This window comes from Micromonospora sp. A3M-1-15 (assembly GCF_024213425.1).
In the GTDB taxonomy this organism is placed as follows: domain Bacteria; phylum Actinomycetota; class Actinomycetes; order Mycobacteriales; family Micromonosporaceae; genus Micromonospora; species Micromonospora chersina.
Window position 1 is genome coordinate 114573 of record NZ_JANAVK010000005.1, and the last position, 22947, is coordinate 137519.

Here is a 22947-nt window from a genome sequence, read left to right on the forward strand (position 1 = left end):
CCTACGGCCGGACGGAGATTCCGTGGGTGCGCCGGTCCGTGAGAGGGAGGACCGCGCCGGTGCGCGACTGGTGGAAGGCCGCCGTGGGGCGGCTGCGACAGGCGTGGGTGCCGGTGGTGGAGGCCGCGCTCGCCGCCACCGTGGCCTGGTTGATCGCCGCGCGGCTGATCGGCCACCCGGACCCGTTCTTCGCGCCGAGCGCGGCGCTGATCGTGCTCGGCGAATCGCGGGGCCAGCGGGTACGGCAGACCATCGAGCTGGTGCTCGGGGTGGCCGGTGGGGTGCTCGTCGCCGACCTGGTGGTGCACGCCCTCGGCCCCGGCACGGCGACCATGCTCCTGGTCCTGCTGCTCACCCTCGGCGTCACGGTGGCGGCCGGGGCGAGCAGCACCCTGGTCATCCAGACCACGGTCTCCGCGCTCTACCTGGTGGTGGTCGCCGCGCCGAAGGGCGAGTTCACCCCGTTCCGGTTCGTCGACGCGCTGATCGGCGGGGCGGTCGCCCTCGCCGCCAGCCAGCTCGTGGTGGCCCGGGACCCGCTGGCGCCGCTGGTCGCCGAGGCCCGCCGGACATACGCCGACCTCGCCGACCTGCTCGACCGGGTGAACGCCGCGCTGGACCGCTGTGACGCCGAGGCCGCCCAGGCGGCGCTGGACCGGGCCCGGGAGGTGGACGGCTGTGTGGAACGCCTGCGGTCCGCGGTGCGGGCCTGCGCCGAGACCCTGCGCCTACGGGTCCGCCGCCGCCGGCACCTCGGCCAGCTCGACCAGGTCGAGGCCACCGCCCGGCAGCTCGACTACGCGGTACGCAACATCCGGGTGCTGGCCCGCAACGCGGTCACGCTGACCCGGCTGCACACGGCCGCCCCACCGGAACTGGGCGCGGCGATCCGCTCGCTCGCCGAGGCGGTACGCGCCGCCGGCGCGGCCCTGGCCACCGACCTGACCGGCCAGGGCGCCGACCGGCACGCGGGACGGGCGGAGGAGGCCGCCCTGGCCGCGGTGCGGATCGGCGCGCGGCTGCTGGAGTCCGACCCGGCGCTGCCCGTGGTCATGATCGTCGGGCAGGTGCGGTCCACCGCCATCGACCTGCTGCGCGGTGTCGGCACCGACGACGTGGCGGTGCTCAACCGCGTCGATGAGGCGCTCGGGCTGCCGACGCCGGCGTCCTGACCGGCCGCGCGTCACCGAGGTGACGGGGTCGCGGCACACCGGTCCGGGCGCGCCGCTACACCTCGCAGCGGTCGGACAGGGCGTAGCGGGTGAGGACCACGTCGCCGATCTGGCGTACCTCGACGACCCGGGCGCGGCGGCCCGGGTGCCACGGGAAGCGGCCGTCCCCGACGAACCGGGGCGCCCGGCGGTCGCCCACGAAGAACGGCGCGACCACCAGGTGCAGCTCGTCGGCGACACCGGCGGTGAGGAACTGGCAGTGCACGGTGCCGCCGCCCTCCACCATGAGCCGGCCGACGCCGCGCCCGGCCAGGTCGGCGAGGACCGCGTGCGGGGTGACGGGGTCGCCCGCGTCGACCACGGTGGCCACCGCGCCCACCTGCTCCCGGGTCTTCTCCACCACGCCGCTCGGGCAGTAGACCAGCTTCGGCCCGTCGCCCATGGTGAAGAAGCGGGCGGTCGGGTCGAGGTGGCCGCTGGCCGTGACGGTGACCTTCACCGGGGACGGGGGCAGGCCGAGGGCCACCCGCTCGGCCCGCCGCCGCTCGCTGCGCACCAGCAGCCGCGGGTCGTCGCGGCGGACCGTGGCGGCGCCCACCATGATCGCGTCGGCGGCGGCCCGGACCGCGTCGATCCGGTCCAGGTCGGCGTCGTTGGACAGCAGCAGCCGCTCGGCCGTGGCGTCGTCGATGTAGCCGTCGATCGACATGGCGCAGCTGAGCAGCACGTACGGCCGGCCGGTCACGGCACGAAGGGCAGGTCGAGGGCATGGTCGGCGCGGGTCACCTTGGCGGCCAGGTAGCCCGCGTTGGCCGGGGACAGGTGCACGCCCGTGAGCACCCGGTCGACCACCGTGACGCCCAGCCGCTCCAGCTGGGCGGCCTTGTCCGGGTTGTTGCTGAGCAGGGCCACCCGGGTCACGCCCAGCGCCGCGAGCATCTGCGCGGCCACCGTGTAGTCGCGCTCGTCGGCGCCCCGGCCCAGCGCCACGTTCGCCTCGTAGGTGTCCAGCCCGCCGTCCTGGAGGGCGTACGCGTCGAGCTTGGCGTAGAGGCCGATGCCCCGGCCCTCCTGGCGCAGGTAGAGCAGGTAGCCGCCGGCGTCGGCGATCCGCTCGACGGCCTCGCGCAGTTGCGGGCCGCAGTCGCAGCGCTGGCTGCCGAAGACGTCCCCGGTCAGGCACTCGCTGTGCGGGCGGACCAGCGGTGGGGAGGCCTCCGGGTCCCGTCGCTCGCCGAGCCCGATGGCGAGGTGCTCGCGGCCGTCGACCAGGCCGTGGAAGGAGTGCACCCGGGCGGTGGTCACGTACCCGTCGGGGAACCGCAGGGGGACCGCGACCTGCGTTCGGACCGTCGCGGTGGGCAGTGTTTCGTCCAATGCTTCTCCTCAGTCCGGGCTGCCGGACGCGCCGGCAACGCACACCTCGCACCCTCACCGTAGGCGGGATCACCGACAGTCGCCGGGCTCCGCGGTCGTACGCCGGCGGACCAGCAGCACCGCGGCGCCCGGCAGGCTGGCCACCAGGACCAGCGCCCCGTAGACCGTGCCGGTGGCGACGCCCTGCGCGGCGGTCAGGCCGGCCGCGGCGAAGGCCCATCCCGCCACCCCCTCGCGCGGGCCGAACCCGCCAACATTGGTCGGCAGGCCCATGGCGAGCAGGGCCAGCAGGGTCAGCGGCACGAGGCGGGACAGCGGCGCGTCGGCGCCCGCGGTGCGCGCCGCCACCACGAAGGTGGCCAGGTGCCCGGCGACCACCACGGCCGAGGCCGCCACGACCCCGAGCCAGGTGCGCCGGGCGAGCAGTCCGGCCCGGACGTCGGCGACGGCCGTGCGGGCCGCCCGCGCCCAGCGGGACGCCCCGGAGCGGGGCACGGCGCGGGCGGCCAGCGCCAGCGCCAGCGCGGCGGCGGCCAGCCCGGCGGCCACCGCCGGCAGGTACGGCCGGACCGGGGACGGCAGCGCCGCCAGCACGGCCACCGCGATGACCAGCTGGACCACCTGGCCGGCGGTGCGCTCCCACACCACGGCGCGGACGCCCCGGGCCACGTCCCCGGCGTCCCGGCCGTGCCGGACCGCCCGGTGCACGTCCCCGAGCACCCCGCCGGGCAGGGTGGAGTTGAGGAAGACCGCCCGGTAGCAGTGCGCGACGGCGGCCCGCAGCGGCAGCCGTACGCCCAGGCCGCCGGCGACCAGCGACCAGCGCCAGGCGCAGCAGACGGTGGTGACCGCGCCGATGCCGAGCGCGGCGGCGAGCGCCGGCGCGTCGATCAGCCGCAGCCCGGCCAGGAACGGGCCGGTGCCCACCGACCAGACCAGCACGCCGAGCACGGCGAACCCGGCCAGCGGACGGGCCCAGGCCCAGAACGACCGGGACGGTGCGGGCGCGGCGGCCGGGACGGGCCCGGCGACGGCGGCGTGTGACAAGAGCGCTCCTCCCTCGGTCCATCCCTTGTCACGTACCGCCGGCCGCTGCGGTTCACCCGGCGAGCAGGTCGGCGTGGTGCAGGACCACCCGCAGCCGGCCGTCGGCCGCCTCGGCGAGCCGCCGCTCCCGGTACGCGTCGACCACCCCGGCCAGCTCCGGCCGCTCCTCGACGGCCGCGTCGAGCCAGCCGACCAGCCACGCCGCGGTCAGCGCGGCCTGCTCCGGGCCGAGGCGCCACGGGCTGGGCCGGGTCCGCACCTCGACGCCCCGGCGGCGGAAGGCCGCCACGGTGGCGTCCGCGGCGTCCGGGCCGAGCAGGGCGCGCCCGGCGTCGGTGCGCCGCTGGTGGGCGTTGAACGCGGCCTCGAACTCGGCGTCGAGCGGGTCGGCGGGGGTGAACCGCACCCGGCCCAGCACGGTGATCGCGAAGAGGGTGGGGTGGCCGGCGCAGGCCGCCACCGTCCGCTCGACCTCCTCGGCGGTGAGCATGTCCAGCAGCGCCGAGGCGGTGACCAGGTGGGCGTCGGACAGGTCGGCGGCGCCCAGCCGGGTGATGTCGGAACCCCGGACCAGCACGGTGACCGGGCTGCCGTCGGCGGCCACGACCGGCTCGGCGGCGGCCCGGGCGCGCAGGTCGGCGTCCCGCTCGTGCAGCACCCAGCGCTGCGGGCCGGGCAGCCGCGGGGCGAGCCACCGCGCCATCGACCCGGTGCCGCTGCCCAGGTCGTGCACGACCAGCGGCCGGTCGGCGGGCAGCCGGCGGCGGACCGCGTCGAGCAGCTCGGCGGAGCGGGCGGCCGCGTCGGCCGGCTCCCGCAGCCGCAGCCAGTCCGCGAAGTCGGGGGGTAGCAGAGTGCTCATGCCGCCGTGGCCTCCTTGAGGGCTGCCGCCAGCCGGTGCGCGGTGACCGGCCAGCCGGTGAGGGTGTCCCGCCGCTGCCGGGCGGCGCGGCGCAGCCGGTCCCGCAGGCCCGGCTCGGTGAGCCAGCGGCGCAGCGCGCCGGCCAGCGCGGCCGGGTCGGCCGGTGGCACCAGCAGGCCGGGCCGCTCGCCGTCCGGGCTGCGCCCGAGCGTCCCGGGCAGGCCGCCGGTGTCGCTGGCCAGCACCGGTACGCCCCGCGCGAGCGCCTCGGTGACCACCATCCCGTAGGTCTCCCGGCGGGAGGGCAGCACCAGCAGGTCGGCGGCCGCGTACGCGGCCGCCAGGTCGTCCCCGGTCCGTGGGCCGGCCAGCCGGACCCGGTCGGCGAGACCGGTGTCGGCCAGTTGCCGGCGCAGCCGCGCCACGAAGCCGGGGTCGCGGGTGAGCGGGCCGACCCAGTCGCAGGCCCAGGGCAGGTCGGCGACCCGGTGCAGGGCGGCGGCGAGCACGTCGTGCCCCTTGAGCGGGGTGACCGCCGCGACGCAGAGCAGCCGGTCGCCCGCCGGCGAGCCGGGCGTGACCGGCGCCGGGTCCACCCCGGGCGGGGCGACCGTCACCCGGCCGGCGGCGAGCGGGTAGCGGTCGAGCAGCCGGCGGCGGGTCCACTCGCTGGTGGTCACCACGGCGGTCGCGGCGGCCAGCGCCCGGGCCTCGACGTCGTCCTCCAGCGGCAGGTGCACCAGCACCACGAGGCGCAGCCGCCGGGCGTGCGGGGCCAGCACCTCCGGCACGGTCGAGGCGACCAGCCCGTCGAGCAGCACGGCCGCGCCGTCGGGCAGCGCGGCGAGCACGCCGGCCAGCGCGGCCCGGTCCGCCGCGCCCGGGTGCGGCCAGCCGCCCGGCACCGGGTGCTCCCGCACGGTCCAGCCGAGCGCGGCCAGCCCCTGGCAGGCCCGGCGGTCGTATCCGTTGCCGCCGCTGGGGCTCGCCGGGTCGTCGATGTGGCCCGGCAGCACCACGTGCACGACGGTCATCCGGTCACAGCGACCGCTCGTAGCTCGCCCAGGCGACGTGCGACTCGTGCAGGGTGACCGTGATCCCGGCCAGGCCCCGCGCCCCCGCGCCGAGCCGTCCGGCCTGCACCGCCTCGGCCAGCCGGTCGGCCACCGTCCGGGCCAGCACCTCGGTGGTGGTGTTCACCCCGGCGAAGTCCGGCTCGTCGTCCAGGTTGCGGTAGGTGAGCGCGCCGAGCACGGCCTTGAGCTGCTCGGTGGCCAGCCCGATGTCGACGACGATCCCGTCGGCGTCCAGCTCCGGCCGGCGGAAGGTGGCGTCGACGACGAAGGTCGCGCCGTGCAGCCGCTGGGCCGGGCCGAACACCTCGCCGCGGAAGCTGTGGGCGACCATCATGTGGTCCCGGACGGTGACGCTGAACATGTCACTCCTCGTCGTAGGTGATGAGCTGGCAGAGCGCGGGGAGCCGGCCCGAGGCGAGCCGGTCCAGCACGTCGGGCAGGTCGGCGAAGCGGGACCGGCCGGTGATCAGCGCGTCGAACGCCGGGTCGGCGAGCAGGTCCAGGGCCACCGCCAGCCGGTCGGCATAGCTGCGGTCGGCGCGCCGGGGCGACACCGTGCCGACCTGGCTGCTGCGGATGCCGAGCCGCTTCGAGTGGAACGACCCGCCCAGGGCGAGGGTGACCGGGCGGTCGCCGTACCAGCTCAGCTCCAGCACCGTGCGCTCCGGGCGGAGCAGCTCCAGGGCGCGTTGCAGCCCCTCGGCGGTGGCGCTGGCGTGCACCACGAGGTCCCGGTCGCCGGCCGCGTCGGCGGGCAGCGCGAAATCGACGCCGAGCGCCGCGGCCACCCCGGCCCGGGCCGGGTCCGCGTCGACCAGCTCGACGCGCACCCCGGGGAAGCGGGCCAGCACGGCGGCCACGCAGCACCCGACCATGCCGCCGCCGACCACGGTGACCCGGTCGCCGACCAGCGGCGCGGCGTCCCAGAGCGCGTTCACCGCGGTCTCCACGGTCCCGGCCAGCACCGCGCGGGCCGCCGGCACCCCGTCGGGTACGACCACCACGGCGTCGGCCGGCACCACGTACGCGGTCTGGTGCGGGTGCAGGCAGAAGACGGTACGCCCGCGCAGCTCCGCCGGCCCCTCCTCGACGGTGCCGACGCTCAGGTAGCCGTACTTCACCGGGGCCGGGAAGTCGCCCTCCTGGAACGGGGCGCGCATCGTGGCGTGCTGGTCGGCGGGGACCCGACCGGTGAAGACCAGGGTCTCGGTGCCCCGGCTGACGCCCGAGTAGCGGGCGCGGACCAGCACCTCACCGGGGCCGGGCGGGGCGAGCGCGACCGGGCGGAGCTCACCCTCGCCGGGGGCGCGGAGCCAGAAGGCGCGAGCCTCACCGGTCACGAATTCTCCTCTTTTCCGCATCCGGACCGAACCGGACGGCCGAATTTCCCGTGATGACTGGCAGGGTTGTCGATCATAGACACGGAGGCAGGGTGTCCACGGTTCGAAATGGCCCGTTGGTCGGGTTGATCGTGCAGTTCGTCCTGCTGGCCGGGCTCGCCGGCACGGTGGGCGTCGGCGTGGCGGGCTGGCTCGCCGGCCTGGCGTACGCCGGGGTGCTCTGCGGGCTGCTCCGGCGCGGCCTGCGGGCGGCCGGCGCGGACCGGCTGGGTCCCGCCGACCGGGTGACGCTGGCCCGGGCGCTGCTGGTCGGCGGGGTGCTCGCCCTGGTCGTCGGCGGCGGGCCGGCGCCCGTGGCCGTCCTGGTCCCGCTCACCGCGCTGGCGCTGGCGCTGGACGCGGTGGACGGTCGGGTGGCCCGGCGCACCGGCACGGTGAGCGCCCTGGGCGCCCGCTTCGACATGGAGGTCGACTCGTTCCTGCTCCTGGTGCTCAGCGTCCACCTGGCCCCGTCGGTCGGCGGCTGGGTGCTGGTCATCGGCGGAATGCGGTACGCCTTCGTGGCGGCGGCCTGGCCGCTGCCCTGGATGCGCGGCACGCTGCCGCCCCGGTACTGGCGCAAGGTGGTGGCGGCGGCGCAGGGCGTGGTGCTCGCGATGGCCGCGAGCGGTCTGCTGCCGCCGGCGGCGACCGCGGCGCTGGTCGCGGGTGCGCTCGCGCTGCTGGTCGAGTCGTTCGGCCGCGACGTGGCCTGGCTGTGGCGGCACCGCCCGGCCGCCCCGGCGGCCCGGCCCGTCCCCGCCGTCGAGGTCGTCCCGGTGGCCGCACCCACCGCCGCGCCCGCCCTGCCCGCGCTGGACCTCCGCCTCGCCGCGGCCGCGCTCCCCGCCCCGGTCGCCGGACCCTCCGCGACCGCCCTGCCCGCGCTGGGCGTCGGATCGACCGCGCTTCCGCTGCCGGTCGCCGTCCGGATCGTCGCCCACCAGCCGGCCTGACCCCCTTCCTCCCCTCGCCGAAGGACGTCGCCGTGTCACTGCGCATCCGTCTCCGCCGGCCGGCCGGGCCGGCCACCCCCACCCCGGACACCGGGGCGTCCACGCCACCGGGCGACGCGCCGATGTCCGACGCGGGCGCCGCCGACCGGGCGCGGACCGCCTCGCGTGCCCGTCGGGCGGCCGGCGCGGTCCTGACCGGGCTGGCCGCGCTGCTGGTGGTGGCGGCGCTTGTCGCGCCGGACCGGCTGGCCGAGGTCGGGCCCGGCGCCGTGCTGCGGATCCCGGTGGAGGCCCTGGTCGCGGCGGCGCTGCTGCTCGTCCTGCCGGCCCGCGCCCGCCGGCCGGCCGCCGTGGCGCTCGGCCTGGTGCTGGGCCTGCTGACCGTGGTCAAGCTGCTGGACACGGGCTTCCGGGTGGCCCGGGACCGGCCGTTCGACGTGCTGCTCGACTGGGGACTGTTCGACGACGGCTTCGGCTACCTGACCGACTCGACCGGCCGGGCCGGCGCGGTCGCGGCGGCGGTCGGGGTGGTGCTGCTCGTGGCCGGTCTGCCCGTGCTCCTGGCGCTCGCCGTGCGGCGGCTGGCCCGGCTGCTGGCGCGGCACCGCACCGGCGCGGTCCGGGTGGTCGCCGCGCTGGCCGTGCTCTGGCTGGGCTGCGCCCTGTTCGGGGTACGCCTGGCCGCCGGCCCGCCGGTCGCCGACCGGTCGGCGACCGACCTGGTCGCGGCGCACGTCGGCCAGGTCCGGGCCGGCCTGCGCGACCGCGCCGCGTTCGCCGGGGAGATGACGGCCGACGCGTACCGGGACGTGCCGGGCGACCGGCTGCTGACCGGGCTGCGCGGCAAGGACGTGCTCGTCGCGTTCGTGGAGAGCTACGGGCGGGACGCCGTGGAGGACCCCGCGCTCGCTCCGGGCGTGAACGCGGTGCTCGACGACGGCTACCGGCGGCTGCGCGCGGCCGGCTACGACGCCCGTAGCGGCTTCCTCACCTCGCCCACCTTCGGCGGCGGCAGCTGGCTGGCCCACGCCACCCTGCTCTCCGGCCTGTGGATCGACAACGACCAGCGCCACCGGGACCTGCTGGCCGGCGACCGGCTCACCCTGAACGGCGCGTTCCACCGGGCCGGCTGGCAGACCGTCGGGGTGCTGCCCGCCGCCACCCAACCCTGGCCGGAGGGGAAGTTCTTCGGCTACGACCGCTACTACGACGCGGAGAAGCTCGCCTACCAGGGGCCGAAGTTCAGCTACGCGCCGATGCCCGACCAGTACACCCTGGCCACCTTCCAGCGCCGGGAGCGGGACCGGCCGCACGCCCCGCTGATGGCGGAGATCCCGCTGGTGTCCAGCCACTCCCCCTGGTCGGCGATCCCGAAGCCGGTGCCCTGGGACGCGGTGGGCGACGGCAGCGTCTTCCACACGGCGTCCACCAGCACCGGCGGCAGCCGGGACGTGGTGCAGCGGGACACCGCCCAGGTCCGCGACGACTACCGGCACTCCATCGAGTACAGCCTCGGCACCCTGGTGTCGTACGTGCTGACCTACGGCGGTGACGACCTGGTGCTGGTCTTCCTGGGCGACCACCAGCCGAACGCGACGGTGACCGGCGAGGGCGCCGGCCGGGACGTGCCGATCACCATCGTGGCGAAGGACCCGGCCGTGCTGGACCGGGTCGCCGGCTGGGGCTGGCAGGACGGTCTGCGCCCCGGCCCGACCGCCCCGGTGTGGCGGATGGACACCTTCCGGGACCGCTTCCTCGCCGCATTCTCCCCCGCCCACTGACCGGACCGACCGTCCCGGGGACGCGGCACGCCTGCCGCGTCCCCGACGGGCTCAGGCCGCCCGGCGCCGGTCGCGGGCCGTCCGGCCGGTGCTCTCCCGGAACCCGGCGCGCCGCGCGCCGCCCCGCGCCAGCCGCATGGCCCGCCGCGCGGTGACCATCGGCTCGCACGGCGCGCTCGCCCGGGCGCAGAGCAGGCTGGGACAGCGTCCCGTGGCGTCGGGCTGGTGGGCGGCGGCCACGTCGTACGCGGCCCGCCACAGCAGCGGATCGGTGACGTCGTCCGGCAGCACGGCGTCCTGACTGGACCGGAATCGTGTCGTCTCGGGCACCCCGTTCCCCCCTTCGTGGTGGCTCCCGTGTTCAGTGACCGCGAGGGCCCGGATCAAACCTCCCACCGGTGACGGTGGACCGACCAGCGGCGTGCGTCACGCCGGGTACGCCCGGGTCTCCGCGGCCTTGACCGCCGCCCAGACCTCCTGGCCGGGGCGCAGCCCGAGGTGGGCCGCCGCGGCGGGGGTGACGTCGGCGGCCACGGCGACCGGACCGGCGAGCTGGACCCGCAGGTTGTCGCCGTGCCGCTGCACCCCGGTCACGGTGGCCGCCCAGACGTTGCGCGGGCTGCCGTCCGGGCGGCTGGGGTGCAGCGCGACGGCGGCCGGCGGGAACGCGACGAACGCCTCCCCGCGTACGGTGTCCGCCGTGGTGAGGGTGAGCCCGCCGACGGTGACGGCGTGCCCGTCGGCGTGCCCGCGGTGCAGGTTGAGCCCGACCAGCCGGGCCACGTAGTCGGTGCGGGGCCGGGCCGTGACGGTCGCCGCGTCGCCCTCCTGGACCACCCGCCCCTGCTCGACGATGACCAGCCGGTCGGCGAGCACCAGGGCGTCCAGGGGGTCGTGGGTGACCAGCAGGGTGGCGCCGGGGTGCGCGCCGAGGTGCCGCTGGAGTTCGGCGCGGGTGTCGAGCCGGGTCCGGGCGTCGAGCGCGGCGAGCGGCTCGTCGAGCAGCAGCAGGGTGGGCTCGACGGCGAGCGCGCGGGCCAGCGCGACCCGCTGGGCCTGCCCGCCGGAGAGCTGGCGCGGCCGGTGCCGGGCCTGCCCGCCCAGGCCCACCCGGTCCAGCCAGCCCTGGGCCCGGGCCCGGGCGGCCCGCCGGTCGGCGCCCCGGCGGCGCGGCCCGAACGCCACGTTGTCCAGCGCGCTGAGGTGCGGGAAGAGCAGGTAGTCCTGGAACACCACGCCGACCGGGCGCCGCTCGGGCGGGGTCCACACCCGCCGGTCGGGACGGTCGAGGTCGACGCCGCCGAGCATCAGGTGCCCGGCGCTGAGCGGGTGCAGCCCGGCGAGGGCCCGCAGCGCGGTGGTCTTGCCGGCCCCGTTCGGGCCGAGCAGCGCCACCACCTCCCCGGCCTCGATGCGCAGCCGCACGTCGAGGTGGAAGGCGCCTCGGTCGGCGACCAGGTGCGCGTCGAGCAGGGGCGGGGCGGTCACGTCACACCGACCCAGCGGTCGCGCAGCCCGGCCAGGATGGCCACGGAGACGGTGAGCAGGATGAGGCTGAGCACGATGGCGGCCTGCACGTCGGTCTCCAGCGCCAGGTAGACGGCGAGCGGCATGGTCTGCGTCCGCCCCGGATAGTTGCCGGCGAAGGTGATGGTGGCGCCGAACTCGCCGAGCGCGCGGGCCCAGCAGAGCACCGCGCCGGCGGCCACCCCGGGGGCGACCAGCGGCAGGGTGACCCGGGTGAAGGTGGCCCAGCGGCCGGCGCCGAGCGTGGCCGCCGCCTCCTCGTAGCGGGCGTCGGCGCCGCGCAGCGCGCCCTCGACGGCGATGACCAGGAAGGGCATGGCGACGAACGCCTCGGCCAGCACCACCCCGGCGGTCGTGAACGGCAGGGTCACCCCGAAGGTGGCGTCCAGCCAGGACCCGAGCAGGCCACGCCGGCCGAAGACCAGCAGCAGCGCCACCCCGCCGACCACCGGCGGCAGCACGAGCGGCACGGTGACCAGCGCGCGAACCAGCCGCCGGCCGGGGAACTCGACCCGGGCCAGGAGCCAGGCCAGGGGTACGCCGAGCGCGACGCAGAGCAGCGTGGCGGCCGTGGCGGTCTCCAGGGACAGCCGCAGCGCGGTGAGCACGCCGGGCTGGGCCAGCCGCCGGGGCAGCGTGGTCCAGGGCGCCCGGACCAGCAGCCCGGCCAGCGGCAGGACGAGGAAGAGCAGCCCGAGACCGGCGGGGAGCAGCAGGGCCAGCGGCACCCGCTGCCGGCGGCGTACGGGTCGGGTCACCGGCTCGGCGGGGCCTGGAACCCGGCGGCGGTGAGCACGGCCAGGCCGGCGTCGGAGCGGACGTGGTCGACGAAGGCCCGCGCCCCGTCCGGGTTGCCGGCGTGCTTCAGCACCACGATCGGGTAGTCGTTGACCGCCCGGGCGGACTCGGGGAACTCGACGGCGGCCAGCCCGGCGGCGGCGCGCACGTCGGTGCGGTAGACCAGCGCCGCGTCGACCTCGCCGAGCTTCACCTTCGCGAGGGCGCCCTTGACGTCCTGTTCCAGGGTGGCCGGGGTGAGCTGAACGCCGGCCGCGTCGAGGGCGGTTCGCGCCGCCGCGCCGCAGGGCACCTGCTCGGCGCACAGCGCCACCTTCACGCCGGGGCGGGCCAGGTCGGGCAGGCCACCGACCCGGTCCGGGTTGCCCTCGGGTACGGCGATGACGAGCTGGTTGCGCACCAGGACGGCCGGCGCCCCGGCGGCGTCACCCGCGTCGGTGACGGTCTTCATGGTGGCCGGCGAGGCGGCCGCGAACACGTCGGCGGGCGCGCCCTGGGTGATCTGGGTGGCGAGCGCCGAGCTGCCGGCGAAGTTGAGGACGACCCGGGTGCCGGGGTGGGCGGCCTCGAAGTCCCGGCCGAGCTTCGTGAAGGTCTCGGTGAGCGAGGCGGCGGCGAACACGGTCACCGTGCCGCCCGTGCCGGCGGTCGACTCGTCGCCGGCGCCGCAGCCGGTGAGGGACAGGGCCAGCGCGGTCACCCCGGCCAGGGCGGCGCGGATCCGCCGTACGGTCACGGGCTGGTCCTTCCCCTCGGGGCGGGCGCGCGCTCGACCACGACGGTGGTCGACTTGATCACGGCGACGGCGACCGAGCCGACCTGGAGGTCGAGGTCGTCGACGGCCTCGCGGCTCATCAGCGACACGATCCGGAACGGCCCGGCCTGGATGTCGACCTGGGCCATCACGGTGTCCTTGACGACGGCGGTGACGATGCCGCGCAGCCGGTTGCGGGCCGAGGAGAGCTCGGGGTGGCCCGGGGCGCGGACGAACACGGCCAGGTCGGCCCCGTCGAGCACCCGGTGGCCGTGCTCGTCGCGGGTGGCGGGCAGCCGCCCGGCGTCGATCCAGCGGCGGACCGTGTCCGCGCTGACCCCGAGCAGTTCGGCGGCCTCGCCGATCCGGAACACCGTCACGCGGCCACCCTAGCGGCCCGCAGGTGCGGGTGTGAAGCGGCCCGGCGCCTCGCATCCACCAGGAGCGAGGGGCCGGGCCGGTGGTAGGTGCGCCCTGTCAGTCGTCCGCCGGGGTGAGCCGGACCCGGCGGAGCAGCTGGGCGTTGAGCGCCACCACGATGGTGGAGGCGGACATCAGCACCGCCCCCACGGCCGGGCTGAGCGCGACGCCCGCCCACGCCAGGACGCCGGCCGCGAGCGGGATGGCCACCACGTTGTAGCCGGCCGCCCAGGCCAGGTTCTGCCGCATCTTCCGGTACGACGCCCGGGACAGCCGGATGACGCCGGTGACCCCGCGCGGGTCGGAGCTGGCCAGCACCACCCCGGCGGACTCGATCGCCACGTCGGTGCCGGCGCCGATGGCCACGCCCACGTCGGCACGGGCGAGGGCCGGGGCGTCGTTGACCCCGTCGCCGACCATGGCCACGGTCAGGCCGCGGGACTGGAGTTCGGTGACGGCCTTGTCCTTGTCGGCCGGGAGGACCTCGGCGAAGACCTCGTCCACGCCGGGGCGGAAGCCCAGGTCCGCGGCGACCGCCTCGGCGACCGGCCGGGCGTCCCCGGTGATCATGACGATCTTCTTCACCCCCTGCTCGCGCAGTTCGGCGATGGCCGCGCGCGCCTCGGGGCGGACCTCGTCCTCGAGGGCGAACGCGCCGACCACCTCGGGGCGGCCGCCTCCGGGCAGCCGGACCAGGTGCAGCACCGCGGCGCCCCGCCGGGACCAGCCCTCCGCCGCCCGGGTCAGCTCGGCGGGCACGTCGGCGCCCAGCTCGCGCAGCAGGGCCGGGCCGCCCACCGCCCAGTCGGCGCCGTCCACCGTGGCGCGTACGCCCCGGCCGGTCAGCGAGCGGAAGTCGCGGGCCGTCGCCCCCAGGCCCCGATCCTGCGCGGCGGTGACGAGTGCCCGGGCGAGTGGGTGCTCGCTGTCCGCCTCGACCGCGCCGGCCAGGCGCAGCGCGCCGTCGTCGTCGAGCCCGCCCGTGGCGGCCACCCCGGCCAGGGTGTGCCGCCCCTTGGTGAGGGTGCCGGTCTTGTCGAACAGCACCGCGTCGACGGTGCGCATGCGTTCCAGGGCGAGCCGGTCCTTCACGAGGATGCCGGCGCGGGCGGAGAGCGCCGTGGAGAGCGCCACGACGAGCGGGATGGCCAGCCCGAGGGCGTGCGGGCAGGCGATCACGAGCACCGTCACGGTCCGGATCACGGCCTGGTCGGTGTTGCCGAGCACCAGCCAGGCCACGAAGGTGGCCAGGCCGGCGACGGCCGCCACGTAGAACAGCAGCGCCGCGAACCGGTCGGCGAGCACCTGCGCGCGGCCGCCGGAGGACTGCGCCTGGGCGACGAGGCGGCCGATGCCGGCGAGCGCGGTGTCCTCGCCGACGGCGTCGACGCGCACCCGCAGGGCCGAATCGGTGGCCACCGTGCCGGCGACCACCCGGTCCCCGACGGCGCGCGGCACCGGCCGGGACTCCCCGGTGATCATCGACTCGTCCAGCTCGGCGGCGCCGTCGACGATCCGGCCGTCGGCCGGTACCCGGCCGCCGGAGCGGACCAGCACCAGGTCGCCGACCCGCAGGTCGGCCACCGGCACCCGGTGCGCGGCGCCGGACTCGTCGAGGCGTTCGGCGTCGTCGGGCAGCAGCGCGGCGAGCGCCGCCAGGGCACCCTGGGCCTGCCCGATCGCCTTCATCTCCTGCCAGTGCCCCAGCAGCATGATGGTGACCAGGGCGGCCAGCTCCCACCAGAAGTCCAGGTCGAACAGGCCGAGGCTGGTGGCCAGCGAGGCCAGGTAGGCGACGGTGATCGCCATCGAGATCAGCAGCATCATGCCGGGCGCCCGGTCGCGCACCTCGCGGACGCCGCCGACCAGGAACGGCCAGCCGCCGTAGAAGAAGACGACCGTGCCCAGGACCGGACCGACCCAGCGGACGCCCGGGAAGTCCAGCGAGTAGCCGAGCCAGTCCATGACCATGTGGCTGGTCAGCACGATCGGCACGGTCAATGCGAGGCTCAGCCAGAACTTCCGGCGGAACTGCTCGGGGTCGTGCCCCGCGTGCTTGTCGTGCCCGGCGTGCTGGTTGTGCCCCGCGTGCTCGTCGTGCGCCGCGTGCTCGTCGTGTCCCGCGTGCGGTTCGTGGCCCGCGCCGTGGTGCCCGTGTTCCTGTCGCATCGAACTCCACCTCCGCCGCCACCATATACCCCTAGGGGGTATCTGCCAACTCGCGGCCCCGGCGCGGCCGGTGACCCGGACACGCGGCGGCCCTGCGGGTTAGCCTCGGTGCACGGCCGGCCCAGGGAGCGAGATGAGCGAGCAGAACACCCGGACGGTGCTGCCGGCGGCGTTCTTCGGGCACGGCAACCCGATGAACGCGCTGGAGGTCAACCGCTACACCGCCGCCTGGCGGGAGTTCGGCCGGTCGGTGCCCCGGCCGCGCGCCATCCTGGTGGTCTCCGCGCACTGGTACATCGGCGCCACCGCGGTCACCGCGATGCCCCGGCCCCCCACCATCCACGACTTCTACGGCTTCCCGCAGCAGCTCTTCGACGTGCGCTACCCGGCGCCCGGGCTGCCGGAGCTGGCCGAGGAGGTCAGCGACGTGGTGCACCCCACCTGGGTCGGCGCCGACGTGGACTCCTGGGGCATCGACCACGGCACCTGGTCGGTGCTGACCCACGCGTTCCCCGAGGCCGACATCCCGGTGGTGCAGCTCAGCATCAACGCGTTCAAGCCGTTCGACTACCACCTCGACCTCGGCGCCCGGCTGGCCCCGCTGCGCGAGCGCGGCGTGCTGGTGGTGGCCAGCGGCAACGTGGTGCACAACCTGGGCGGGGTCGACCCGCGGCTGACCGACGAGGGCTTCGACTGGGCGCGCCGCTTCGACGACGCCGCCCGGGAGACGGTCCAGGACGCGCCGACCGAGGCGGCCCGGCTGGACGGGCACCGGGACTTCGGCCTCGCGGTGCCGACCCCGGACCACTTCATCCCGCTGCTCTACCTGGCCGGGCTGGCCGGCGCCGCCGGGGACCGCCCCGACGTGCTTGTCGACGGGTACGCGTACGGGTCGCTGTCGATGACCGCGTACACCCTCGGGCTGCGCTGCGGGGGCGAGCAGCCGGCGGGCGGCGCGCCGTCGCTGCCCGGCGGGGTCCCGGCGGACTCCGCCAACATCTGAAGCCCGGTTCAGTCGCGGTCGTAGACGGTGACCGCGATGTCCCGGGCGCAGAGCGTGCGGACCACCAGCGGCTCGACCCGGTCCCAGGTGCCGCCGGCCAGGCCGCAGCCGATCCGGGGCATGTGCACCGACGCGCCGAGCTCGTCGACCCGGTCCGCGAGGGCGGACAGGCAGCGCTCGACCGCGTCGTAGCGGATGGGCGGCCCGGCACTGCCCCGCCGCATCCCGCGCTGGCCGACCATGTTGGCCACCCACACGTCCGGCGCGACCCGCATCAGGCGGATGGCGCCGAGCCCGAAATCGTTGCCGGCCCGGTGCCGGTGCCACTCGCGGTAGTCGCGCTCCGGCTCCGGCCAGCGACGGGAGACGGCCAGCACGAAGCCCTTCCCCCAGCCGCCCAGGTCGTTGCAGACGTGCGCGATCACCTTGCGGCCCTTGGCCTGCGGGCTGGTCGCGTCGCCCTTGATGATCCGGAGCGGTGTCACGGCCACGATCCTGCCCGGCCGGTACGACATCTCAGCGCTCCGGTCGGGACCCCACGCCGGAGCCGCCGACCGGCCCCTTGCCCTGCCACGGCCAGCGGCCGTCCAGTTCCACCTGGAGCGAGACGCTGAGGAACGTCCGGACCAGCACGATGAGCGCCAGCACCCCGACGCTGGTGAAGGTGGGCGACACCGCCACGGTCCGGATGATGTCCCCGGCGACCAGCAGTTCCAGGCCGAGCAGGATGGCCCGCCCCACCCCCTGCCGGTACTCCCGGTAGTGGTCGACGACCTGCCGGGTGCGCCACCAGCGCAGCGCGAAGACGACCGTGGCGATCGCGACGCCGACCGCGATGACCACCACTCCGGCCAGGTCCAGGAGCGTGCCGACGTGCTGGATGATCTCCTTGGTCGGCACCCGACACCCCCGTACCGCCGGCCGCACCCGCGACGGCCCCGCGCGGGCCGTCCGCAGCACCACCCTGTCGCACCGCAGCTGCCGGCGGGCCACTTTTCCCCGAGGCCGCCCGGACGGCGGCCCTCGCCGGCGTTCGCCCACCACGGCACGCCGCCGCGCCTAGGGTGGAAATCGGACCGGACCGTCCCGCCGCCGGCGGGTGGTCACCGACGGCACCTGGCGAGGAGCGGACGTGACGCAGCCGGAAGAGGACCAGGAGAAGAGCAAGAAGACCGACGACGTGCTGTACTCCGCGGACGGGGACCCCCACCACAACCTGGCGCAGGCGCCGCAGCCCGACGAGCACCTGCCCGCCCGGTTCCAGCACGACGGCGAGACGGAGACCGTCGGCGACGAGTGAGCCTCCGGCTCAGGGTCGCGACGACAGGCCGGCGCGCGCCGCCCGGACATCGGCGGCGGGCGGCGCGGGGGCCGGCAACTGGCGGTCATGCAGGCGGCTGAGCAGCGCCAGCGAGGTGATCGCGCCGACCAGCGCCAGGAACATGTCCCACTGGGTGTCCCAGACGTCGCCCTGGGTGGCGAGGAAGTCGTCGGCCGCCGACCCGCCGGCCAGCGCCGCCCACCACTCGATCATCTCGAAAAGGGCGCTGAACGCCAGGCAGGCGCAGACCACCAGCGGGGCGAGCCAGCGGCTGCCGCGCAGCGGCGACCGGCGGACCAGGATCTCGCGGACCAGGATCGCCGGCACGAAGCCCTGGGCGAAGTGGCCGAGCCGGTCGTACGGGTTGCGGGACAGGTGGAACGCCTCCCGCGCCCAGTCGCCGACCGGCGTGCGCGCGTAGCTGTAGTGGCCGCCGACCACGAGGATCAGCGCGTGCGCGGCGAGCAGGCAGCAGAGCAGGGTGGTCAGCGGGAACCGGCGCCAGGTGACCAGCACCAGCGGGACGCCGACGAGCACCCAGACCGTCTCCAGCAACCAGGTCAGCCGGTCGTACGGCCGAATGCCGGAGGCCACGAGGGCGGCGAGGACCAGGACCAGCAGCGCCGGTGGGACGAATCTCCGTGCTCGGGACACCGGCGACCGCCTGTTCACGTCTCACCCGGTGCGGCCCGGCGCCGTCCGGAGAGGCCGACGAAAGCGGGCGGCGGGGGCGCCGTCCGACGCCCCCGCCACGCGGCTCAGTCCTGGGCCTGCCAGCGGTAGAACACCGTGGCCACCGAGTCCTGCGGGCCGTGCCACTCCTCCGGCCGGTACGGGCTGACGTAGGGGGCGAGGTCCTGCATCACCTTGGCGAAGACCGGCTTGGCGTCGTGGTTGTTCCGGGTCGCCTCGGCCGCCGACGTCTCCTGTTCGAGCAGGTGGACGTAGACGTCGTCGATGGAGTAGAGCCAGCGCCCGGTGACGCCCAGTTCGGTCGGCAGCGACCCGGCATCCGACTCGCCGAAGACCCGGGCCACGTCCGGTTCGGCGCCGGGCTTGATCCGCCCGACGATCACGGTCAGCGTGGTGTCGGCGGGTGGCTCCCCCTCCGGGGCCCAGTGGTAGAACTCCTTCGCCACCGAGTCGGACGGGTTCTTCCAGTACCTCGGGTACGGCGTCACGTACGGGCCGATGGCCTCGGCGATCTTCTGGAACGCGGGCAGCCCCCGGGTCTGCCCGGAGATCCTCGGGTCCTGCTCGCGCTCGATGACGTGGATGTAGAGGTCGTGGTGGGACAGCAGGATCCGCCCGATGACCCCGAGGTCCTGGGGCCGGGTGGCCTGGTCGTAGTGGCCGAAGACGTCCCCGACGATCTTGTCGCTGCCGGGGACCATGTGGCAGACGATCACGTTTCGGAAGACCATGGCTGCTCCTTGGTGGATTCGAGTGGGCGGTGGAGGGCTCAGGCGGCGAAGGTGACGGGCAGCTCCAGCAGGCCGCGGAACGGCGACGCGGCCGGCAGCCGGCGCACCTCGTCGAGGGGCACGCCGAGCCGCAGCCCGGGCAGGCGGCGCAGCAGCGCGGCGAGCGCGATCTGCGCCTCCATCCGGGCCAGCGAGACGCCGAGGCAGTAGTGAACGCCGTGCCCGAAGCCCAGGTGCGGGCCGCGGACCCGGCGCAGGTCCAGCCGGTCGGGGTCGGCGAAGTGGGCGGGGTCGTGGTTCGCCGCGTTGATGGCCACACCGACGATGGAGCCGCGCGGGATGCACACCCCCTCGTACTCGATGTCCTCGGTGGCGATCCGCGGGCTGGCCACCGGCAGCGGGCCGTCGAACCGGAGCAGCTCCTCGATGGCCGCGGGCAGCAGCTGGGGCGTGGCGCGTAGCAGTTCGAGCTGCTCGGGATGGGTGAGCAGGGCGAGCACCGCGTTGCCGAGGAAGTCCGCGGTGGTCTGGTGCCCGGCGAACACCAGCAGGAACGTGGTGGTCACCAGTTCCGCCTCGGAGAGCGTCCCGTCGCGGTCGACCGCGTCGATGAGCGCCCCGATGATGTCGTCCGCCGGGTCGTCGCGCTTGGCGCGGACCAGGTCGGCGAAGTAGTGGTGCAGGCGAAGCTGGGCCTCCTGCACGGCCGCCCGTTCCTCCTGCGGCGGCCGCCGGGTCGAGCCGGAGGTGCGGATCACCTGCGTCCAGTCGAGCACCCGGTCGTGGTCGGCCGGCGGCACGCCGAGCAGCTCGCAGATGACCGTCATGGGCAGCGGGATGGCGAAGTCGTGCATCAGCTCGGCCTGGCCCTGCGGGAGCATCTTGTCGATCAGCTGGTCGACGACCTGCGCCACCCGGGGCCGCAGCGCCTCGATCCGGCGGGGCGCGAACGCCTGGGACACCACCCGGCGCAGCCGGGTGTGCTCGGGCGGGTCCGAGTTGAGCATGTTGCGGTTCAGGCCCTCCGAGTTCGGGCCGAAGATCCGCAGGTAGTGCTGCCCGGGGCCGTAGAGGTCCTTGGACAGCCGCGGGTCGGTCAGCGCCGACCGGGCGTCGTCGAAGCGGGTGATCAGCCAGGAGTCGAAGCGCGGGGAGCTGACCGGGCACACCGGCCGGTCGGTGCGCAGCCGCGCGAAGGTCGGGTAGGGGTCGGCGGCGAACCCGTCGGTGTAGAGCTCGCCCGCCGGCACGGCGTCCTCGGTCATCGGTCCTCCTCCGGTGCGCCGCCCACGCTGTGCAGCACCTGGTAGGTGTGCCGCTGCGCGGATTCGCGCAGCTCGCGGATGATGCGCAGCAGCCGGTCCCGGTGCTCGCTGCGGCCGAAGGCGTCCAGCCGCTCGCGGTCCGCCCAGTCGCTGATGATCAGATAGCTGCGCGGGTCGTCGGCGTCGCGCACCAGGTCCTGGTGCAGGCAGCCGTCCAGCGTGCGGATCTCCTCGGCCGCGGTGCGCCACTCCGCCTCGAAGCGCTCCTGGCAGCCCTCCCGGGTCCGCATCGCCAGCACCGTCCGGACGCGGGTCACCGGGCACCGCCGAACACCAGGTGCAGGTGCTTGCGCAGCGCGTCGGGGTCGACCGGCTGGCTGCGGAACCCGACGTGCCCGTCCGGCCGGATCAGGTACAGCCCGGTGCCGGTCACCCCGTACACGGAGCGGAACCGGCCGTCGGCGTCGCGCACCGCCGGCGGGGCGAGCAGCCCCGGCTCGGCGGCGTCCGGGCTGAGCACCAGGTACGCGTCGACCTCCTCGGCCGTCTGCCGGCGCACGTCGGCACAGAGCTCGGCGATCGCCCGCAGCGCCGCCTCGTCGGCCGACTCGTCGGCGTAGAGCAGCAGCGTGTGCCGGGTGCCGCGGGTCAGGTCGCGCAGTCGCAGCGGGTGGCCGACGCCGCGCCGGAGCAGCCCGTCCACGTCGGGGGCGCGGTCGCCGGGGCGGGGTGCGTCGCGCAGGGCGTCCGGGTCGGACACGGTTTCGCCGACCAGCGGGCTGTCCGCGTAGCTGAGCAGCATCGACATCTCCTGGAGGAACTGCCGCTTCAGGTCCTCGCGGTCCAGTTCGTCGGTGAACGCCATCCGCACCGCGCGGCCGACGATCTCCTCGCCCTCCGGCCGCCGCTCGGTCTCGTAGCTGTCCAGCAGGCCGGGCGCGGCGATCCCGCGTACCGCCAGGGCCAGCTTCCAGGCCAGGTTCCAGGCGTCCTGGATCCCGGTGTTCATGCCCTGGCCGCCGGCCGGCGGGTGCAGGTGGGCCGCGTCGCCGACCACGAACACCCGGCCGTCGCGGTAGCGGTCCACGATGCCGTGGCTGATCCGGAACACCGACGACCAGCGCAGGTTCGAGGCGCGGGTGCCGGGCGGGGCGAGGTGGTCGAGGGCGGCCTGGACGTCGGCCAGGGTGGGCGCGCCCAGCTCCGCGCTGAACCCGGGCGGCGCGTCCTGCCCGCCGGTCTGCGCGAAGAAGCGGGGCGGGGCCAGGGTGGCGATCCGGTACCGGCGCTCGCCGCGCAGCGGTACGCAGACCAGCATGCCGTCCATCCGGCCGTCGGTCTCGTGCAGGAACCGCAGCAGGTGGCCGTCGGGCATGTCCCAGTCCACGTCGACGTCGCCGAGCATGAACAGCTGCGGGAACCGGCCGAGCCCGCCGGTGAAGGTCAGCCCGAGCAGTTCCCGCACGCGGCTGTGCGCGCCGTCGCAGCCCACCAGGTACTGCGCCCGGACCGTCTCGGTGCCGCCGTCGGCGGTGGCGACGGTGGCCGTCACGCCGTCGCCGTCCTGGGTGAAGTCGACCAGCTCCGCGCCGCGTTGCGGGCGTATCCCGAGGGTGGCCAGCCGGGCGGTGAGGATGCGCTCCGTCTCGTACTGGGGCAGGCCGAGGTGCGCGTACGGCAGGCCGGGCAGCTCCCAGCTCATCCGGTGGGTCTTCACCCCGTTGACGAAGACCATGTTGCCGGTCAGCCAGATGCCGGCGTCCATGGCCTCCCGGACGACGCCCTGCTCCTCCCAGATCTCCATGGTGCGGCAGTGCACGCCGATCGCCTTGTCGGCCTGGCCGGCCGGGGTGGCCAGCTTGTCGATCACCCGGCAGTCGATGCCCCGCCGGGCCAGCTCGACGGCGGCGGTCAGCCCGGCGGGCCCCGCCCCGACGACGAGTACGTCCGTTTCCCTGTGCACGTCGGCCTCCCTGCCGGTGGTGGGTCGCCTGCCGCCCCCGTCGGGCACGACGTGGAACAGGCGGCGCCGGATGTCGAGAAGGAACGGCGCGATCGGCCCGGCCTGCGCGGAGGCGTGGGCCGGGTCGGCGATCCAGCGGAGGAACTCCGCCGCGCTGTTCCACTCTGCGAAGATGTGGTGCACGTCCGACCCGGGTTCGCGCAGCAGCTGCTCGCGCCGGTACCCGGGTATCCCGGCCATCCGCGCCCGGACCTCGGGGTAGCCGCGATGGAACTCGGCGAGCCGGGGCGCCGGCACGGTGAGCTCCACGTCCACGTAGACCGTCGAGTCGCCGGTCCCGTCCTCCCGCAGCACCGGGTAGCCGTCCGGGCCGGCGGGCTCGGTCAGCGGCCGGACCAGCTCGGCCAGCCGGGCGGCCACCGGCCCGTCCCGGTACGCGCCCAGCGCCGCCTCGTCGGCCCACTCGGTGACGACGACGAACCCGCGCGGGTCCAAGGCGTCGAGCAGCAGCTCGTGCCGGAGGTTGCCGGGCACCCCGCCGATCCGCCCCGCGATCGTGCCCCACGCTGACCGCACGGCGGGCTCGCAGCCCTGACGCGCGCGCATCCGGAGCATCGTCCTGATCATGAGGTCCCCTTCGACGGCCTGCGGGA

The 22947-nt window shown here is 75.9% G+C and carries 25 protein-coding genes; 5 read left to right on the forward strand and 20 right to left on the reverse strand.

The window, feature by feature from the left end; translation table 11 throughout:
* Positions 1–59: 59 nt before the first annotated feature.
* Positions 60–1172 (forward strand): aromatic acid exporter family protein, encoded by a 1113-nt coding sequence (locus NLX85_RS24725; protein WP_254338975.1) that lies wholly within the window; start codon positions 60–62, stop codon positions 1170–1172.
* A gap of 55 nt (positions 1173–1227) precedes the next feature.
* Here NLX85_RS24725 and NLX85_RS24730 read toward each other — a convergent pair whose 3' ends face one another.
* From NLX85_RS24730 to NLX85_RS24760, 7 genes are all read right to left on the reverse strand, one after another.
* The gene (locus NLX85_RS24730; RefSeq protein WP_254338977.1) at positions 1228–1917 is read right to left on the reverse strand and encodes a dihydrofolate reductase family protein; all 690 of its coding nucleotides are present in this window, start codon (positions 1915–1917) and stop codon (positions 1228–1230) included.
* On the reverse strand, positions 1914–2549 hold the full coding sequence (gene ribA / locus NLX85_RS24735) for a GTP cyclohydrolase II (protein WP_254338978.1): 636 nt from the start codon (positions 2547–2549) through the stop codon (positions 1914–1916). The genes NLX85_RS24730 and ribA overlap by 4 nt, the downstream gene beginning before the upstream one ends.
* Before the next feature lie 69 nt (positions 2550–2618).
* Positions 2619–3596, reverse strand: coding sequence for a lysylphosphatidylglycerol synthase domain-containing protein (locus NLX85_RS24740; protein ID WP_254338979.1), 978 nt, complete (start codon positions 3594–3596; stop codon positions 2619–2621).
* Positions 3597–3648: 52 nt separating this feature from the next.
* Positions 3649–4458: an SAM-dependent methyltransferase gene (locus tag NLX85_RS24745; RefSeq protein ID WP_254338980.1), complete on the reverse strand. Its 810-nt coding sequence runs from the start codon at positions 4456–4458 to the stop codon at positions 3649–3651.
* Complete coding sequence (locus NLX85_RS24750) at positions 4455–5492, reverse strand: glycosyltransferase family 4 protein (protein WP_254338981.1); 1038 nt, start codon at positions 5490–5492, stop codon at positions 4455–4457. The genes NLX85_RS24745 and NLX85_RS24750 overlap by 4 nt, the downstream gene beginning before the upstream one ends.
* A gap of 4 nt (positions 5493–5496) precedes the next feature.
* Positions 5497–5895 (reverse strand): 6-carboxytetrahydropterin synthase, encoded by a 399-nt coding sequence (locus NLX85_RS24755; protein WP_254338982.1) that lies wholly within the window; start codon positions 5893–5895, stop codon positions 5497–5499.
* Position 5896: 1 nt separating this feature from the next.
* A complete protein-coding gene (locus NLX85_RS24760; RefSeq protein WP_254338983.1) occupies positions 5897–6874 on the reverse strand; it encodes a zinc-binding alcohol dehydrogenase in 978 nt (325 codons plus the stop codon).
* Positions 6875–6966: 92 nt separating this feature from the next.
* Between NLX85_RS24760 and NLX85_RS24765 the strand changes: the two genes are divergently transcribed.
* A complete protein-coding gene (locus NLX85_RS24765; protein ID WP_254338985.1) occupies positions 6967–7869 on the forward strand; it encodes a CDP-alcohol phosphatidyltransferase family protein in 903 nt (300 codons plus the stop codon).
* Between the two features lie 32 nt (positions 7870–7901).
* The gene (locus NLX85_RS24770; RefSeq protein WP_254338986.1) at positions 7902–9650 is read left to right on the forward strand and encodes a sulfatase; all 1749 of its coding nucleotides are present in this window, start codon (positions 7902–7904) and stop codon (positions 9648–9650) included.
* Positions 9651–9701: 51 nt separating this feature from the next.
* On the opposite strand, the gene NLX85_RS24775 is transcribed toward NLX85_RS24770, so the two are convergent.
* From NLX85_RS24775 to NLX85_RS24800, 6 genes are all read right to left on the reverse strand, one after another.
* Positions 9702–9980 (reverse strand): hypothetical protein, encoded by a 279-nt coding sequence (locus NLX85_RS24775; RefSeq protein WP_254338987.1) that lies wholly within the window; start codon positions 9978–9980, stop codon positions 9702–9704.
* 96 nt (positions 9981–10076) lie between these two features.
* Positions 10077–11138, reverse strand: a complete 1062-nt coding sequence (locus NLX85_RS24780; RefSeq protein WP_374628353.1) for an ABC transporter ATP-binding protein — start codon at positions 11136–11138, stop codon at positions 10077–10079.
* Entirely contained in the window at positions 11135–11935 is an 801-nt protein-coding gene (locus tag NLX85_RS24785; protein WP_254338988.1) for an ABC transporter permease, read from the reverse strand. The genes NLX85_RS24780 and NLX85_RS24785 overlap by 4 nt, the downstream gene beginning before the upstream one ends.
* Positions 11932–12711 carry a molybdate ABC transporter substrate-binding protein gene (gene modA, locus NLX85_RS24790; RefSeq protein WP_254338989.1) on the reverse strand — a complete coding sequence of 260 codons (780 nt, stop codon included), beginning with the start codon at positions 12709–12711 and terminating at the stop codon, positions 11932–11934. Before modA ends, NLX85_RS24785 begins: the two co-directional genes overlap by 4 nt.
* Complete coding sequence (locus NLX85_RS24795) at positions 12708–13109, reverse strand: molybdopterin-binding protein (RefSeq protein ID WP_254338990.1); 402 nt, start codon at positions 13107–13109, stop codon at positions 12708–12710. The genes modA and NLX85_RS24795 overlap by 4 nt, the downstream gene beginning before the upstream one ends.
* A gap of 97 nt (positions 13110–13206) precedes the next feature.
* Positions 13207–15318 (reverse strand): heavy metal translocating P-type ATPase, encoded by a 2112-nt coding sequence (locus NLX85_RS24800; protein ID WP_254338991.1) that lies wholly within the window; start codon positions 15316–15318, stop codon positions 13207–13209.
* A gap of 133 nt (positions 15319–15451) precedes the next feature.
* Here NLX85_RS24800 and ygiD point away from each other — a divergent pair, with 133 nt between their 5' ends.
* Positions 15452–16321: a 4,5-DOPA dioxygenase extradiol gene (ygiD, locus tag NLX85_RS24805; protein ID WP_254338993.1), complete on the forward strand. Its 870-nt coding sequence runs from the start codon at positions 15452–15454 to the stop codon at positions 16319–16321.
* An 8-nt stretch (positions 16322–16329) separates the two neighbouring features.
* Here the strand turns inward: ygiD and NLX85_RS24810 are convergent, their stop codons facing one another.
* Positions 16330–16806, reverse strand: coding sequence for a macro domain-containing protein (locus NLX85_RS24810; RefSeq protein ID WP_254338995.1), 477 nt, complete (start codon positions 16804–16806; stop codon positions 16330–16332).
* 31 nt (positions 16807–16837) lie between these two features.
* Positions 16838–17221, reverse strand: a complete 384-nt coding sequence (locus tag NLX85_RS24815; RefSeq protein ID WP_254338997.1) for a DUF1622 domain-containing protein — start codon at positions 17219–17221, stop codon at positions 16838–16840.
* 232 nt (positions 17222–17453) lie between these two features.
* Here NLX85_RS24815 and NLX85_RS24820 point away from each other — a divergent pair, with 232 nt between their 5' ends.
* The gene (locus NLX85_RS24820) at positions 17454–17621 is read left to right on the forward strand and encodes a hypothetical protein (protein ID WP_187399457.1); all 168 of its coding nucleotides are present in this window, start codon (positions 17454–17456) and stop codon (positions 17619–17621) included.
* Between the two features lie 9 nt (positions 17622–17630).
* Here NLX85_RS24820 and NLX85_RS24825 read toward each other — a convergent pair whose 3' ends face one another.
* The 5 genes from NLX85_RS24825 to NLX85_RS24845 all read right to left on the reverse strand — a co-directional run bounded on the left by NLX85_RS24825 (position 17631) and on the right by NLX85_RS24845 (position 22921).
* Positions 17631–18296, reverse strand: coding sequence for a DUF2238 domain-containing protein (locus tag NLX85_RS24825; RefSeq protein ID WP_254338999.1), 666 nt, complete (start codon positions 18294–18296; stop codon positions 17631–17633).
* Positions 18297–18400: 104 nt separating this feature from the next.
* Positions 18401–19066 carry a TcmI family type II polyketide cyclase gene (locus NLX85_RS24830; protein ID WP_254339001.1) on the reverse strand — a complete coding sequence of 222 codons (666 nt, stop codon included), beginning with the start codon at positions 19064–19066 and terminating at the stop codon, positions 18401–18403.
* 38 nt (positions 19067–19104) lie between these two features.
* On the reverse strand, positions 19105–20331 hold the full coding sequence (locus tag NLX85_RS24835) for a cytochrome P450 (protein ID WP_254339003.1): 1227 nt from the start codon (positions 20329–20331) through the stop codon (positions 19105–19107).
* Positions 20328–20648: a putative quinol monooxygenase gene (locus NLX85_RS24840; protein WP_254339004.1), complete on the reverse strand. Its 321-nt coding sequence runs from the start codon at positions 20646–20648 to the stop codon at positions 20328–20330. The genes NLX85_RS24835 and NLX85_RS24840 overlap by 4 nt, the downstream gene beginning before the upstream one ends.
* On the reverse strand, positions 20645–22921 hold the full coding sequence (locus NLX85_RS24845) for an FAD-dependent monooxygenase (RefSeq protein WP_256567483.1): 2277 nt from the start codon (positions 22919–22921) through the stop codon (positions 20645–20647). Before NLX85_RS24845 ends, NLX85_RS24840 begins: the two co-directional genes overlap by 4 nt.
* Positions 22922–22947 lie beyond the last annotated feature (26 nt).

What these genes read in the sequence shown, in the direction of transcription:
- NLX85_RS24845 (WP_256567483.1), bottom strand. Translation starts at nt 22,921, where the DNA reads ATGATCAGGACGATGCTCCGGATGCGCGCGCGTCAGGGCTGCGAGCCC.
- NLX85_RS24745 (WP_254338980.1), bottom strand. Translation starts at nt 4,458, where the DNA reads ATGAGCACTCTGCTACCCCCCGACTTCGCGGACTGGCTGCGGCTGCGG.
- NLX85_RS24750 (WP_254338981.1), bottom strand. Translation starts at nt 5,492, where the DNA reads ATGACCGTCGTGCACGTGGTGCTGCCGGGCCACATCGACGACCCGGCG.
- NLX85_RS24755 (WP_254338982.1), bottom strand. Translation starts at nt 5,895, where the DNA reads ATGTTCAGCGTCACCGTCCGGGACCACATGATGGTCGCCCACAGCTTC.
- ygiD (WP_254338993.1), top strand. Translation starts at nt 15,452, where the DNA reads ATGAGCGAGCAGAACACCCGGACGGTGCTGCCGGCGGCGTTCTTCGGG.
- NLX85_RS24830 (WP_254339001.1), bottom strand. Translation starts at nt 19,066, where the DNA reads ATGGTCTTCCGAAACGTGATCGTCTGCCACATGGTCCCCGGCAGCGAC.
- NLX85_RS24800 (WP_254338991.1), bottom strand. Translation starts at nt 15,318, where the DNA reads ATGCGACAGGAACACGGGCACCACGGCGCGGGCCACGAACCGCACGCG.
- NLX85_RS24835 (WP_254339003.1), bottom strand. Translation starts at nt 20,331, where the DNA reads ATGACCGAGGACGCCGTGCCGGCGGGCGAGCTCTACACCGACGGGTTC.